Here is a 12,816-nt window from a genome sequence, read left to right on the forward strand (position 1 = left end):
AGCCTACTTGCCACCTGCGAGGGTCGCAGTTTGCAACTCTGATGCAAGACAGTATTAGAATGTTCCCGGCTAAAAGCATAAGAAAGGAATTATTGTGTCGTCCGCTATCAAACAGAATTTTGAAGATTTCAAGGCTTTCCTCATGCGAGGAAACGTCGTCGAGCTCGCCGTCGCCGTCGTCGTCGGCGCTGCGTTCACCTCCATCGTCAACGCCTTTACCTCCAACATCATTAACCCCCTCATCGCCGCCCTCGGTGGCGCAGAGGTGAAGGGCTTCGGCATCCACATCATCGCCGGCAACGACGCTACGTTTATCGATTTCGGCGCCCTCATCACCGCCGTCATTAACTTCCTTATCGTCGCCTCCGTCGTGTACTTCCTCTTCGTTCTACCCATGAACAAGTACAAGGAAATGCGCGCCAAGACGCTCGGCCTCGACCCCAAGGCGGAGGAAACCCCCGAAAACGTCGTCCTGCTCAAGGAAATCCGCGACCTCATGCTCGCCGAGCAGAAGAAGCAACAATAACCTGCTTCTGATTTTTCACCCCGCAATCCTGGTTGCGGGGTCTTTTTTGTCTGTACCCTGGAAACTATGGCTGTACACATTACGAAGATTTACACCCGCACAGGCGACGACGGCACGACGGGGCTGTCCAACTTCGACCGCGTCCCCAAGTACGATTCCCGCCTGGAAGCCTACGCAGACTGCGAAGAGGCCAACGCCATGATCGGCCAGGTCCTCGCCCTCGGCGAGCCGAGCGAAAAGACCGCCGGTATCCTGCGTCGCGTCCAAAACGAGCTTTTCGACTGCGGCGCCGATCTAGCCACGCCCGTGGAGGAAAACCCCAAGTACCCGCCCCTGCGAGTGGAGGCTTCCTACATCGAGCGGATGGAACAGGAAATCGACGAGCTCAACGAGAACGTCCCCAACCTGGACTCCTTCATCTTGCCCGGTGGCTCCCCCACCGTTGCGCTTATTCACTCCGCACGTATCATCACCCGCCGCGCCGAGCGCTGCGCCTGGCGGGCCATCGATGAGAACCCGGACACCACCAACGTGCTCACCGCCAAGTACCTGAACCGCCTGTCCGATCTCCTCTTCGTTATCGGCCGCGTGGAGGCTGACGGCGGTGACGTGAAGTGGGTGCCCGGCGCTAGCCGCTAACCCACAAGAAAACGCCCCTGACATGCGTCGGGGGCGTTAAAACGTGGGGATTTTTACGGCAGTGCGCCGATGCGGCGGGCGGCGTTGACCGCCTCGTAGCGGGTGTGGGCGCCGAGCTTACGCATGACGCTGCGCAGGTAGCTCTTCACTGTCTCCGCGCCGATGCCCATTTCCTTGGCGGCCTCCACGTTGGTGTGGCCGAGAGCGACACAGCTCAGGACATCGAGTTCGCGGGCGGACAGCTTCGTCGTCGGCTTGATCCGCACGGGGGCGATCATCTGATCGCAGAGAACCTCCAGCTCATTGCGGACTTCCTCGTCGGTGATGCGGTTTGCAAGCATCCGCAGCTTTGAGTGCGTGGAGCGCACCTGCTCCCACTCGGCACCGTTGAGGGAACGCCCGTGCTTGAGAGAGGAAGGACGGGTGGTGTCCGAGCGTCGAAAAGCATGATTGATGGCGAGGTCTTGCTCGAGCGCCCGAGCGGTCATCGTGACCTCCTCAATGACCTTGTCCCCAAGGCGGACCGGGGAGTGAACACCAACGTAGAGGACACCGACGATGTCCCGCTGAACAATGACGGGAACGGCGACGATGGAGTGCAGCCCCTCGTCCTGTATGGCACGGTCATGCTCGTGGGTGATGTTGCCGGCGCGCGTGTAGTCGGTCACACCGACGGGGCGGCGGGTGTTCACAACGCGGCCGCCGACACCGCAGCCAGGAGCGATGGTGAGGTTTTGGAGAGCCGGTGTACGCAGGCCCACCCAGGACGTAATTTGTAGCGACCCGTCTGTTGCGACCATGGAATACATGGTCACAGGGATGCCGGTTGCCGTTTTCAAATTGGTCAGCGACGCGCGGATGGCGTCATCATCATCCTTCATGCGCTGGATCTCCACGAGAATTCCTCCTGCGTTATACCCCCAACTAGGTACACCTTAGTGGGGTGGTTATACAGCTTTCTACGTGAAGTATAAACCACCCATGGGGGTAAAAAGAAATACCCTCTCTACTTCTGCCCTCGTTTCCACTCCGCGTAGGCCTCCATCGTGGAGATTCTCCCCTTCAGCTCCTCTTCGAGCATGGAAGCCCAGCGCGCCTCCGCCATGCCGCCGATTATAGGAATATCCACGGTATATACGGCTTCGACGTGTTCTTCAGTAGTGGTCTCGTCGATGGGGGTGAACGTGTGCGTTCGCGTGGTTTTCAGCTTCCCCGTCGCAGTTCCCTCACCCGTCTGAGTGAAACCTGTGGTATTGAACGGCTCAAGGGTGTAGGTAAAGCTCGCGCCCGCATTATCGACGTTGATGAGGTAGGCACCAGTAAAGGTCTGCGTCACGCTGACGTTGTTTTCTTCCTCACCCTCCTCGCTTGTCGACGAGTAAAACTGCGGATGCAGCAAACAGCTGTGAATCTCCTCGAGGGAGGCGTTGATCGTATGGGTTGCTTCTCGCCTTTCGGTCATGCTGTTAACGGTACAGCTATTGCCCCTTTCCGGCACGAAAACTCGTTAAACAGACCGCCTAGTCTATCTTATGAGAACCGTTCAGTCTAGACAATGGAGGTTGGCGGGTGTACAGTGGCAACCAACAAAAGCAATCAACGTTAAGGAGACACTTTCCATGGCTATCTACGAAAACATCACCGACACCATTGGCAACACCCCCCTTGTTCGCCTTCACAAGCTCACCGAAGGCCTCGAGGCCGACGTGCTCGTCAAGGTCGAGTCTTTTAACCCCGCCAACTCCGTCAAGGACCGCATCGGTAAGGCCATTATTGACGCAGCCGAGAAGTCCGGCGAACTGAAGCCCGGCGGCACCATCGTCGAGGCCACCTCCGGCAACACCGGCATCGCCCTCGCCATGGTCGGCGCAGCCCGCGGCTACAAGGTCATCCTCACCATGCCCGAGACCATGTCCCTCGAGCGTCGCGTCATGCTCCGCGCCTACGGTGCCGAGATTGTCCTCACCCCGGGCGCAGCAGGCATGCAGGGTGCCGTCGACAAGGCCAACGAGATCCTCGCCTCCACCGACAACGCCATCCTCGCCAACCAGTTCTCCAACCCCGCCAACCCCGCCATTCACCGCGAAACCACCGCCAAGGAAATCCTCGCCGATACCGACAACAAGGTCGATATCTTCATCGCCGGCTTCGGCACCGCAGGCACCGTCTCCGGTGTTGGCGAAGTACTCAAGGAAAACAACGCCGACACCCAAATCATCGCCGTCGAACCCGCCGACTCCCCGCTCCTCTCCGAAGGCCGCGCAGGCTCCCACAAGATCCAGGGCATCGGCGCAAACTTCATCCCCGAAGTAATGGACCGCAAGGTCATCGACGAATTCCGCACCGTCACCAACGACGACGCCATTAACACCGCCCGCAAACTCGCCACCGATGAGGGCATCCTCGGCGGCATCTCCTCCGGCGGCAACGTCTTCGTCGCCCTCGAGGAGGCCAAGAAGCCCGAGAACAAGGGCAAGACTATCGTCACCGTCATCACCGACTACGGCGAGCGCTATGTGTCGACGGTCCTGTTTGAGGATATCCGCACCGAGTGGTCCTAACACCCACAGGATTTGCCCCGCTACCTGCGGGGCATTTTTTATTTTGGGTTGATGCCCAACACGCACCCCCGCCCGTCCGTTACCATGTACCCATGTTTCGTGTAATTTCCATGATCCGCGAGGATCTCAAGGCCGCCAGGGACCATGATCCGGCTGCCCGTGGCGACGCCGAAATCGCCGTCGTCTACTCGGGCCTTCACGCCATCTGGGTTCACCGCATCGCACACTGGCTATGGAAAAACGGACACTGTACTTCCGCCCGCATCATTTCCCAGTTGAACCGCTTCTTCACGGGAATTGAAATCCACCCCGGTGCCACGATTGGCCGCCGCTTCTTCATCGACCACGGCATGGGCATCGTCATCGGTGAAACGACAGAAATTGGCGATGATGTCATGCTCTACCACGGTGTGACTCTCGGTGGGCAGGATCTGACCAAGACCAAGCGCCACCCCACGCTCGGAAACAACGTCACCGTGGGCGCAGGCGCGAAGGTGCTCGGCCCCATTACTATCGGCGACGGGTGCGCTATCGGCGCCAACGCCGTCGTCACGAAGGATGTGCCCCCGTGTCACATCGCGGTCGGCATCCCGGCGAAGAACCGCCCCCGGATGCATCACGAGCAGCAAAAGCTCGTGGACCCCGATGTCTACATCGCCCAGGAGTTTGGCACCTGGATTATCTAGAACAAAAATGAGCCGGAGCCCGAAAGGCTCCGGCTTTTGCTTTGCGCGAAAATTCTAGCGCTCGTCCTCACCAGCAATGAGATCCGCGTACTCACCGTTCTTGGCAATGAAATCTGCCACAGCAGAGCACGTCGGGATGATCTTCAAGCCTGCCTCGCGCGTGTCGTCGAGAGCAAAGGCGATGAGCTCCTTGGACAGCCCCTGGCCGCGGTAGTCTCCCTCAATCACCGTGTGGTTGAAGTTGCGGACACCGTCAGACTCTTCGTAGGTGGCGTAGCCGGCCACATCCTGGTTCACCTGGACGGTGTAGCGGGAATTATCTGCATCGTGGCGGATCTCTTTGTTGATTTCGGATTCGACCATAATTCTTACTCCTTACTCTCTACAACCATGTACCGCGCCTCGCGAAAGACGCATCTTCCAGTATGCCAAAAAATCCCCCGGAGGATCTCCGGGGGATTTTAGAAGGTGGCGCGGGACAGGATCGAACTGTCGACCTTCCACTTTTCAGGCGGACGCTCTACCGACTGAGCTACCGTGCCGCGACCCTGACGGGACTTGAACCCGCGACCTCCGCCGTGACAGGGCGGCGCGCTAACCAACTGCGCCACAGGGCCACATACAAGGACACCCGCTGGGGTGTCGTATGCACGAGTTGTAAGTGTATACAACGCCCCGTTATTGTCGCAAATCCGCAGGTTACAACGGCTTTCTTGTGCAAAGGGTGCCCGCCGATCCCCTACCACCATGAGCGCACTGCCCCACTCTACACACGAAAAAATCGTCCCACACGAAGCGAGACGATTCCCTTGGCGACCCTGACGGGACTTGAACCCGCGACCTCCGCCGTGACAGGGCGGCGCGCTAACCAACTGCGCCACAGGGCCATATTTATTTTTCCTTTAAAAGGCGCTTCCCAAAAGAGGAAGCCGTACTCCCAACGGGATTCGAACCCGTGTTGCCGCCGTGAAAGGGCGGAGTCCTAGGCCCCTAGACGATGGGAGCGTGCCACGTTGTGCAGCGCTTAACACAATACGTGACAACTCCGTCCTAACAAAATCGCGCCCTGAACTGCTCCTTTGTAAGCGAAAACCAGTTGTCTTCCGCGCGCACATACCCAAGCTTCTCCCCCACGCGCAGCGACGCAGTATTCTCCGGGTACACAAGTCGACGCGCCTCCTGTCCCCCCAGTTGGTCAAAATAGACCCTCAGAAGCCCTCTCGCAGCCGCAAACCCAATTCCTCGCCCCTGGTACCGACGCCCCAGCCACGAACCACTCACAGCCACTTTGCGCTCCCCCCACTCGCTCGCTCCGATACCAACAACTCCTACTGGTTGCTTATCGACGATCACCGCACACTCGAGCCTCCACTCCTCCGGCCCGCACGTCGTCCGCACCCCTCGCTGGTACTCAATGACGTTGCCCCGCACCGTCTCTGCGTCTCCCTTCGCCCACCCAAAGGCATACGACGGATACGGCCGCGGAAAGATCCCCTCTGCCGCCAACTCCGCCAACTCCCCCAAAAGCTCATCATCAATCCACGTCAACGTAACAATCCCCTCGGTGTGGATGATTCCTTTTTCCGGCCATCTACCATTCAACTGCATCGTCACAGCATATACCGCAATTTGGTCGGAGCCGAGTTGCCCACTACGATAGGTACCACGGTTATTCCGTGTGGGCCTCTAGCTCATCGGGTAGAGCAACGGACTTTTAATCCGTGGGTGGAGGGTTCGAGACCCTCGGGGCCTACCGATAGGAAACCGGAGTTCACGTGCTGCGAACTCCGGTTTTTCCATTTCTAACAGAAAAGTGCAGGTCAGACACGATTTCTTGTTTATCGTGTCTGACCTGCGTTTATGTGGCCCTTGTGGACGTTACTTCTTCATCGTCTTGGTCTCGAGGAAGCGCTCGTGGAAGCTGAGGGCGGTGCTCAGATCGTGGGGTTCGTGGGCGGTCTTGCCACACTTGGACACGGCGCGATCGAAGTACTCTTCGAGCAGCGGACGGTAGTCCGGGTGCGCGATGGCGATCATCTTCTTGGCGCGCTGCTTCGGGGAGAGGCCGCGGAGATCGGCGTAGCCGTACTCGGTGATGACGACCATGGCATCGTGCTCGGTGTGGTCGACGTGGGAGCAGAACGGAACGATGGCGGAGATGTCGCCGCCCTTGGCCGTAGACGGGGAGATGAAGGTGGACAGGCCGGCGTTGCGAGTGAAGTCACCGGACCCCCCGATGCCGTTCATCATGCGGGAGCCGCAGACGTTGGTGGAGTTAATGTGGCCGTAGATGTCGGCCTCGATCATGCCGTTGGAGGCGACGAGGGCGGTGCGGCGGATGACCTCAGGGTGGTTGGAGATCTGCTGCGGGCGCAGGACGATTTCCTTGGCGTACTTGCCTGCTTCCTTGTTCATCTTGGCGGCGTACTCAGGCGAGAGGGAGAAGGCCGTTGCGGAGGCAACGGTCATCTTGCCGGCGTCGATGAGGTCAATCATGCCGTCCTGGATGACCTCGGTGTAGGACTTGATGTTTTCAAACTTGGAGTCCAAAAGGCCTGCCATCACGGCGTTCGGGACGTTGCCCACGCCGGACTGCATGATGAACTTGTCGTAGGAGAGACGGCCAGCCTTCACCTCAGACTCGAGGAGGTCGAGGAAGTAGCCGGCGATCTTCTTGGAGGTCTCGTCGAGAGGCTTGAACGGGGCGTTACGATCCTCGTGGTTGGTCTCGACAACGGCGACCACCTTGTCGATGTCGATGTCGATGTAGGTGGTGCCAATGCGGTCACCCGGGTCCGTGATCGGAATGGCGATGCGGTTGGGGGCCATCGGCATGCGCCAGATGTCGGCCATGCCGTTGAGCTCCTCAGACTGCCACTCGTTGACCTCGATGATGATCCGGTCGGCGGAGTCGAGGTATTCCACGCTGTTACCCACGGACGAGGAGGGCACGATGTGCCCCTCGGAGTCGATCGAGCAGGCCTCGACGATGGCAACATCCAGGTTGCCGAAGAAGCCGGCCTGGATCTGCTGTGCAGAGTGGGACAGGTGAACGTCCACGTACTGCATCTCATCGTTGTTGATGGCCTTACGCATCGTCGGATCCGACTGGTACGGGGAGCGCAGGTTGAGGGCACCTGCCTCAGCCAGCACGCCGTCGCAATCCGGAGCGGTGGATGCGCCGGTGAAAAGGGAAATCTTGTACTCGTTGCCCTTCTCGCGCTCCGCCTTGGACTTCTCAGCGATGGCGGTCGGCATGGCCTTGGGGTATCCCGAGCCCGTGAAGCCAGAGACACCCACACGGTCACCGTTATGAATGAACTGGGTGGCCTCTTCAGCAGTCATCACTTTCGACTTCAAGACAGCATGGTGGATACGTTCTGACATTTTTCCTCCTCGGTGGTGAATCGGCCCATCCTCTTTGCAAAGGACGGGTTTCATTTTCTTAACCCCACAATAGTTGGAAACCTTCGCCTATGTCCTTACTTTTACCTTTTGAAGTGACCTTTAGCATCACGAAATCCCACACTCTCCCCATTTCTTGCGCTTTATCCCACGTCAATGCAACAATCTTCCCCGTGGCTGTCAGAATCGGAAACATCGAACTCACCTCCCCCGTCGTCCTCGCCCCCATGGCCGGCGTCACCAACGTTGCCTTCCGGCTCCTCTGCCGTGAGCAGGAGCTAGAGAAAGCGGGCAGCGTTTCGGGGCTGTACGTCTGTGAGATGGTCACCGCCCGCGCATTGGTGGAAAGAAACGAAAAGACCCTGCACATGGCCGCATTCTCCTCGGTGGAGGAGCCGCGTAGCCTGCAGCTCTACACCACCGACCCCGAGTACACCTACAAGGCGGCCAAGATGATCGCCGAAGAGAATCTGGCCGATCACCTGGACATGAACTTTGGCTGCCCGGTACCGAAGGTGACGCGCAAGGGTGGCGGCGCTGCCCTTCCCTATAAGCGGGAGCTTTTTAAGCGGATTGTCGATGCCGCGGTGCGTGGTGTCTCTGGCACGGATATTCCCGTGACCGTGAAGTTTCGCATTGGAATCGACGCGGAGCACGAGACGATGCTGGATGCTGGCCGCATCGCGCAGGAGGAGGGTGCTGCGGCAGTGACGCTGCATGCCCGCACCGCTGCGGAGCGTTATTCGGGGCAGGCCCACTGGGAGCGCATCGCCGAGCTGAAGCAGGCTCTCGATGTCCCGGTGTTTGGCAATGGCGATGTTTTTTCCGCTGCTGACGGCCTGGCTATGTTTGAGCAGACGGGATGTGACGGTATTGAGATTGGTCGGGGCTGTCTCGGTCGCCCGTGGCTGTTTTCCGATCTTGCGTTGGCGCTGTCGGGGCGTCCCGTACCGCCTCCCCCGACGCTCGGGGAGGTGTGCACAATTCTCCGCCGCCACGCCGAGCTTTTGGCCATTCACCAAGGGGAAGCTTCCGCGTGTCGGGACATCCGCAAGCACGTGGGTTGGTATTTCCGTGGTTACGCTGTCGGTGGTTCGTTCCGCGCTTCGTTGTCGTCGGTGACGTCTCTCGCGCTTCTCGACGCCCTCCTGGAACCGTTCCGGGACTCTCCCGCTCTCCCCAACGATGCCGACGGCCCCCGTGGCCGCCAGGGCTCGGCCAAGAAGGTTGCGCTTCCCGACGGATGGCTCGATGACACGGGCGATCTCCCCCTCGTTCACGACTCCTAGGTTTCGGAACAAACTTGCCGTGCGGAGTGAGTAAAACCGGGCTAAGGTATCGGTATGCGTACGGTGTATCGGCAACTTTTAGACACGTTCTCCCACGACCTCATCCTCTATTGCGACCTCGCGGATAAGGCTATGACCATGGCCTCTACAGCCCTGACCAAGGCCGAGCTGCAGCCGGCAGAAGATGTGTTAAGCCTCAGCGACCACGCCGAGGAACTCCGGCAACGGTGCGAGGATCGGGCCGTTGATCTCCTTGCGCTAGAAAACCCCATGGCTCGCGACCTGCGCCAGGTTGTCAGCTCGATTTACATCGTCCAGGACTTCGACCGGATGTTCAAGTTGTCCTGCCACATCGCGAAGCTCGCCCGCCGTCGCCACCCTAACCGAGCAGTTCCGGCCGATGTGCAGGGGTTTTTCGATGAGATGGCGCGGCTGTGTGCGCATATGCTCAGCGAGGTGCGCGACATTCTCGTGGTGCCGGACGAGGATAAGGCCATCACCATGGATGCCGAGGACGATGCCGTCGACGATATCAATGCACACCTCAATTCCCTCGTCACCAACCGACCGTGGGAGCACGGCACCAGGTCCGCCGTCGAGGTGGCGCTTCTGTCTCGCTACTACGAGCGCTACGCCGACCACTGCGTCAATGTGGCCACACAGGTGGTTTACCTGGTCACCGGCCTCCGCTCCGAGGAATACCTCGAGCGACGCAAGGAAGAGCAGGCCGAGGCGGAGGTTGCAGCCAAATTCCAAGAGCTCGAAAGACGCTTCCGGGGTTAAAACAGGAAATGAGCCGTGACCTGGGGTCACGGCTCATTTTTGGGCTTATTTTGAGTTAGCCGAAGCGACCGGAGATGTAATCCTCGGTCTCCTTCTCATCCGGGTTCTCGAAGATCTTCTTCGTCGGCCCGACTTCCACAAGGCGTCCCGGCTTGCCGGTTGCCTCGAGGGAGTAGAAAGCGGTCTGATCGGACACACGGGCTGCCTGCTGCATGTTGTGGGTCACAATCACGATGGTGAATTCTTCCTTCAGCTCGTGAATGAGATCCTCCACGGCGAGCGTCGAGATCGGATCCAGAGCAGAGCACGGCTCGTCCATGAGGAGCACCTCGGGCTCGACGGCGATGGCGCGGGCGATGCACAGACGCTGCTGCTGACCACCAGAGAGGCCGCCACCCGGCTTATCCAGGCGGTCCTTGACCTCGTCCCACAGGTTCGCACCACGAAGGGACTTCTCGGCGACTTCCTTCAGCTTCTTCTTGTTCTTCTCACCTGACAGCTTGAGGCCGGCCACGACGTTGTCCTCGATAGACATCGTCGGGAAGGGGTTAGCTTGCTGGAACACCATGCCGATGGTGTTACGCACGGCGACAGGATCGACCTTCGGGCCGTAGATATCCTCACCGTCGAGAAGCACCTCACCCTTGCAGTATGCACCGGGGGTGACCTCGTGCATGCGGTTGAGGGTGCGCAGCACCGTGGACTTACCGCAGCCGGAGGGCCCGATGAAAGCCGTCACCGAGCGCGGCGGAACGTGAAGGTTGACGTTTTGCACGGCGTGGAAATCGCCGTAGTAAATGTTGAGATCTTTCAGATCGAGTTGTTTAGCCATTTTCGGGATTTCCTTTTACTTCTTGACCGAGTAGCGGGCGGAGATGAAACGTGCCAGCAGGTACAGCGCACCGATGAGGATGATCAGTGTGAGAGCTGCACCCCACATGCGGTCCATCATCGGACCGGAGGAGCCGGACTTGTACATTTCCAGCATGAACAGAGGCAGTGAGGACTGGTTGCCATCGAAGGCGTTCCAGTTCACCGACGATGTCATACCCACCAAGATGAGCACCGGAGCAGACTCACCCATGACGCGGGCGATAGCCAGCATGACACCGGTGACGATGCCAGACAGAGCCGTCGGTAGCACGATCTTCGCGATGGTCTTCCACTTGGGAACACCGAGCGCGTACGACGCCTCGCGCAGCCCCTGCGGAACAACGCGGAGCATTTCTTCCGTGTTGCGGATGATCACCGGAACCATGAGGATGACCAGCGCCAGGGACACTGCCATACCGGAACGGTCGAACCCGAACAGGACGACCCAGAAAGAGTAGATGAACAGAGCGGCGACGATGGAGGGAACACCGGTCAGGATATCGACCATGAAGGTGGTAACCCGGCCAAGTCGTCCACCCTGGGAGTATTCCACAAGGTAGATGGCGGTAAAGATACCAATCGGGATGGACAGAGCGGACGTAATCGCCACCTGAACGAACGTACCGATGATAGCGTGCTTTGCACCGCCACCGGGGAGGATGGCCATGGCCTGCGACATGTCCTTCGTCCACCAATCTGCCTGCGTAATGACGGGAAAACCGTAGCGGAAGACGTCGAAAAGCACCCAAATAAGCGGGATCATGGCGAGCGCCATGGCGAGGGTGATGATCACCGTGGCCGCGTGGTTAGCAACCTTGCGACCACCCGAAATCGGGGTAAACGCCGAGGTTGCGGGCGTTTTCTGCTGCGTAGCTGTGTTAGTCATGTCAGTCACTCCCACTTACTTCTTCTTGTTCACGATCGCGCGGGCCGCCGCGTTGACCACGAACGTGAGGAGGAACAGAATCAGACCAGCGGCGATGTACGCACCAGCCTTGATGTCATCGTTGAACTCCGGGGCGGCGTTGGCGATGGCCGTAGCAAACGTCGTGCCGCCGTCGAAAAGCGAACCGCGGAACGCCGAAGAGGGCGAGACAACAAGGTAGAGTGCCATCGTCTCACCGAGTGCACGGCCGAGACCGAGCATGGCGCCGGAGACGTAGCCGGAAAGCCCGAACGGAATAACCGTCATCTTCACCACTTCCCAGCGGGTCGCGCCGAGAGCCAGGGCGGCCTCGACGTGCCCCTTCGGGGTCTGGACGAAGACCTCTCGGGCCGTGGCGGCGATGACCGGGAGGATCATGATGGCCAGGACGATGCCACCGGTGAGCATGTTGCGAGAGGTGGCAAACGACGGGGAGTTTTCGTACACCTTGAACAGGAAAAAGTTCCCCAGGAAAGAATTAGCGATCTTTTCGTAGAGGGGGCCGATCGTCGGTCCGAGAACGGTGACGCCCCACAGACCGTAGACGATAGACGGAACGGCAGCCAGCAGATCCACGAGGAATCCAAGGGGCTTAACCAGTTTCTTCGGTGCGTAGTTGGAAAGGAAGATTGCGACACCCAAAGCCACCGGCATCGCCAGCACCAGGGCGACGAGCGAAATGAGAACCGTTGAGAAGAACAGGTTCGGAATACCGAAGTACATTGCCTCGGTGTCCGCCGTGTTCCAGTCGCCGGCGTAGGTGAAGAATCCACCCAGTCCCTCTGCGTTCCGCATGAGCGCGGGAATTGCACGCCACAGGAGGAAGAGGCCGATGGCCGCAATAATCACGGTGATGGTTGCTGCCGAAACGGTGGAAAATGTTTCAAAGACGCGGTCGCCGACTCGCTTAACGGAGCTACCCCGGGCCTGGATCTGAACATCCTTATTTTCGTCAGGGGTTGTCGCTGATCCAGCCGCAGCATTCTGTGTGCGGTTGTCCGTCCCCTGTGAGTCGGGCGTATATCGGGTTGCGACGCCAGTTGCGCCACCGCCACCCGGCGCGCCGCCGTCTACCAGCGGTTTATTGCTAACCATAGGCTTGTTCCTTCAGTAGTATGTACGAGGTTTT

General features: G+C 59.2%; 14 protein-coding genes and 5 tRNA genes. 7 read left to right on the forward strand and 12 right to left on the reverse strand.

Going from position 1 to position 12,816, the window contains the following annotated elements; translation table 11 throughout:
* Positions 1-94 precede the first annotated feature (94 nt).
* Together mscL and CGLUCO_RS10510 are read left to right on the forward strand one after the other, a co-directional pair.
* Positions 95-526: a large conductance mechanosensitive channel protein MscL gene (mscL, locus tag CGLUCO_RS10505; protein WP_084036551.1), complete on the forward strand. Its 432-nt coding sequence runs from the start codon at positions 95-97 to the stop codon at positions 524-526.
* A 66-nt stretch (positions 527-592) separates the two neighbouring features.
* Positions 593-1,165 carry a cob(I)yrinic acid a,c-diamide adenosyltransferase gene (locus tag CGLUCO_RS10510; protein WP_005393799.1) on the forward strand — a complete coding sequence of 191 codons (573 nt, stop codon included), beginning with the start codon at positions 593-595 and terminating at the stop codon, positions 1,163-1,165.
* Positions 1,166-1,218: 53 nt separating this feature from the next.
* On the opposite strand, the gene ramA is transcribed toward CGLUCO_RS10510, so the two are convergent.
* Both ramA and CGLUCO_RS10520 read right to left on the reverse strand, forming a co-directional pair.
* Entirely contained in the window at positions 1,219-2,046 is an 828-nt protein-coding gene (ramA, locus tag CGLUCO_RS10515; RefSeq protein ID WP_260322345.1) for an acetate metabolism transcriptional regulator RamA, read from the reverse strand.
* Positions 2,047-2,171: 125 nt separating this feature from the next.
* The gene (locus tag CGLUCO_RS10520; protein WP_005388847.1) at positions 2,172-2,627 is read right to left on the reverse strand and encodes a hypothetical protein; all 456 of its coding nucleotides are present in this window, start codon (positions 2,625-2,627) and stop codon (positions 2,172-2,174) included.
* Between the two features lie 157 nt (positions 2,628-2,784).
* Here CGLUCO_RS10520 and cysK point away from each other — a divergent pair, with 157 nt between their 5' ends.
* Both cysK and epsC read left to right on the forward strand, forming a co-directional pair.
* On the forward strand, positions 2,785-3,726 hold the full coding sequence (gene cysK / locus CGLUCO_RS10525) for a cysteine synthase A (protein WP_141759693.1): 942 nt from the start codon (positions 2,785-2,787) through the stop codon (positions 3,724-3,726).
* A 92-nt stretch (positions 3,727-3,818) separates the two neighbouring features.
* Positions 3,819-4,412: a serine O-acetyltransferase EpsC gene (gene epsC, locus CGLUCO_RS10530; protein ID WP_005388844.1), complete on the forward strand. Its 594-nt coding sequence runs from the start codon at positions 3,819-3,821 to the stop codon at positions 4,410-4,412.
* A 54-nt stretch (positions 4,413-4,466) separates the two neighbouring features.
* Here epsC and CGLUCO_RS10535 read toward each other — a convergent pair whose 3' ends face one another.
* The 6 genes from CGLUCO_RS10535 to CGLUCO_RS10560 all read right to left on the reverse strand — a co-directional run bounded on the left by CGLUCO_RS10535 (position 4,467) and on the right by CGLUCO_RS10560 (position 6,020).
* Positions 4,467-4,775 (reverse strand): GNAT family N-acetyltransferase, encoded by a 309-nt coding sequence (locus CGLUCO_RS10535; RefSeq protein WP_084036550.1) that lies wholly within the window; start codon positions 4,773-4,775, stop codon positions 4,467-4,469.
* A gap of 106 nt (positions 4,776-4,881) precedes the next feature.
* Positions 4,882-4,954 (reverse strand) — tRNA-Phe (locus CGLUCO_RS10540).
* A 1-nt stretch (position 4,955) separates the two neighbouring features.
* Positions 4,956-5,029, reverse strand: a tRNA-Asp gene (locus CGLUCO_RS10545).
* Positions 5,030-5,222: 193 nt separating this feature from the next.
* Positions 5,223-5,299, reverse strand: a tRNA-Asp gene (locus CGLUCO_RS10550).
* Positions 5,300-5,344: 45 nt separating this feature from the next.
* A tRNA-Glu gene (locus CGLUCO_RS10555) sits at positions 5,345-5,417 on the reverse strand.
* A gap of 45 nt (positions 5,418-5,462) precedes the next feature.
* Positions 5,463-6,020 (reverse strand): GNAT family N-acetyltransferase, encoded by a 558-nt coding sequence (locus CGLUCO_RS10560; protein WP_084036561.1) that lies wholly within the window; start codon positions 6,018-6,020, stop codon positions 5,463-5,465.
* Positions 6,021-6,092: 72 nt separating this feature from the next.
* Between CGLUCO_RS10560 and CGLUCO_RS10565 the strand changes: the two genes are divergently transcribed.
* A tRNA-Lys gene (locus tag CGLUCO_RS10565) sits at positions 6,093-6,165 on the forward strand.
* A gap of 125 nt (positions 6,166-6,290) precedes the next feature.
* Here the strand turns inward: CGLUCO_RS10565 and scpC are convergent.
* Positions 6,291-7,799, reverse strand: a complete 1,509-nt coding sequence (gene scpC / locus CGLUCO_RS10570; protein WP_005388839.1) for a succinyl-CoA:acetate CoA-transferase ScpC — start codon at positions 7,797-7,799, stop codon at positions 6,291-6,293.
* Between the two features lie 191 nt (positions 7,800-7,990).
* On the opposite strand from scpC, the gene dusB reads away from it, so the two are divergent.
* Positions 7,991-9,106 (forward strand): tRNA dihydrouridine synthase DusB, encoded by a 1,116-nt coding sequence (gene dusB, locus CGLUCO_RS10575; protein ID WP_084036549.1) that lies wholly within the window; start codon positions 7,991-7,993, stop codon positions 9,104-9,106.
* Between the two features lie 54 nt (positions 9,107-9,160).
* The gene (phoU, locus tag CGLUCO_RS10580; RefSeq protein ID WP_084036548.1) at positions 9,161-9,889 is read left to right on the forward strand and encodes a phosphate signaling complex protein PhoU; all 729 of its coding nucleotides are present in this window, start codon (positions 9,161-9,163) and stop codon (positions 9,887-9,889) included.
* Between the two features lie 55 nt (positions 9,890-9,944).
* Here phoU and pstB read toward each other — a convergent pair whose 3' ends face one another.
* The 3 genes from pstB to pstC are packed head-to-tail and all read right to left on the reverse strand — an operon-like array spanning position 9,945 to position 12,782.
* Complete coding sequence (gene pstB / locus CGLUCO_RS10585) at positions 9,945-10,721, reverse strand: phosphate ABC transporter ATP-binding protein PstB (protein WP_005388835.1); 777 nt, start codon at positions 10,719-10,721, stop codon at positions 9,945-9,947.
* Between the two features lie 15 nt (positions 10,722-10,736).
* Positions 10,737-11,648: a phosphate ABC transporter permease PstA gene (gene pstA, locus CGLUCO_RS10590; RefSeq protein ID WP_084036560.1), complete on the reverse strand. Its 912-nt coding sequence runs from the start codon at positions 11,646-11,648 to the stop codon at positions 10,737-10,739.
* A 15-nt stretch (positions 11,649-11,663) separates the two neighbouring features.
* Positions 11,664-12,782 (reverse strand): phosphate ABC transporter permease subunit PstC, encoded by a 1,119-nt coding sequence (gene pstC, locus CGLUCO_RS10595; RefSeq protein ID WP_005388832.1) that lies wholly within the window; start codon positions 12,780-12,782, stop codon positions 11,664-11,666.
* Positions 12,783-12,816: the final 34 nt, after the last annotated feature.

Source organism: Corynebacterium glucuronolyticum DSM 44120 (assembly GCF_030440595.1).
GTDB classification, from domain to species: Bacteria; Actinomycetota; Actinomycetes; order Mycobacteriales; family Mycobacteriaceae; genus Corynebacterium; species Corynebacterium glucuronolyticum.

Bases quoted from the DNA above. Each gene is read 5' to 3' on its own strand.
- pstA (WP_084036560.1), bottom strand. From the start codon at position 11,648: ATGACTAACACAGCTACGCAGCAGAAAACGCCCGCAACCTCGGCGTTT.
- cysK (WP_141759693.1), top strand. From the start codon at position 2,785: ATGGCTATCTACGAAAACATCACCGACACCATTGGCAACACCCCCCTT.
- CGLUCO_RS10520 (WP_005388847.1), bottom strand. From the start codon at position 2,627: ATGACCGAAAGGCGAGAAGCAACCCATACGATCAACGCCTCCCTCGAG.
- CGLUCO_RS10560 (WP_084036561.1), bottom strand. From the start codon at position 6,020: ATGCAGTTGAATGGTAGATGGCCGGAAAAAGGAATCATCCACACCGAG.
- pstB (WP_005388835.1), bottom strand. From the start codon at position 10,721: ATGGCTAAACAACTCGATCTGAAAGATCTCAACATTTACTACGGCGAT.
- pstC (WP_005388832.1), bottom strand. From the start codon at position 12,782: ATGGTTAGCAATAAACCGCTGGTAGACGGCGGCGCGCCGGGTGGCGGT.
- epsC (WP_005388844.1), top strand. From the start codon at position 3,819: ATGTTTCGTGTAATTTCCATGATCCGCGAGGATCTCAAGGCCGCCAGG.
- scpC (WP_005388839.1), bottom strand. From the start codon at position 7,799: ATGTCAGAACGTATCCACCATGCTGTCTTGAAGTCGAAAGTGATGACT.
- CGLUCO_RS10535 (WP_084036550.1), bottom strand. From the start codon at position 4,775: ATGGTCGAATCCGAAATCAACAAAGAGATCCGCCACGATGCAGATAAT.
- CGLUCO_RS10510 (WP_005393799.1), top strand. From the start codon at position 593: ATGGCTGTACACATTACGAAGATTTACACCCGCACAGGCGACGACGGC.
- phoU (WP_084036548.1), top strand. From the start codon at position 9,161: ATGCGTACGGTGTATCGGCAACTTTTAGACACGTTCTCCCACGACCTC.
- ramA (WP_260322345.1), bottom strand. From the start codon at position 2,046: ATGAAGGATGATGATGACGCCATCCGCGCGTCGCTGACCAATTTGAAA.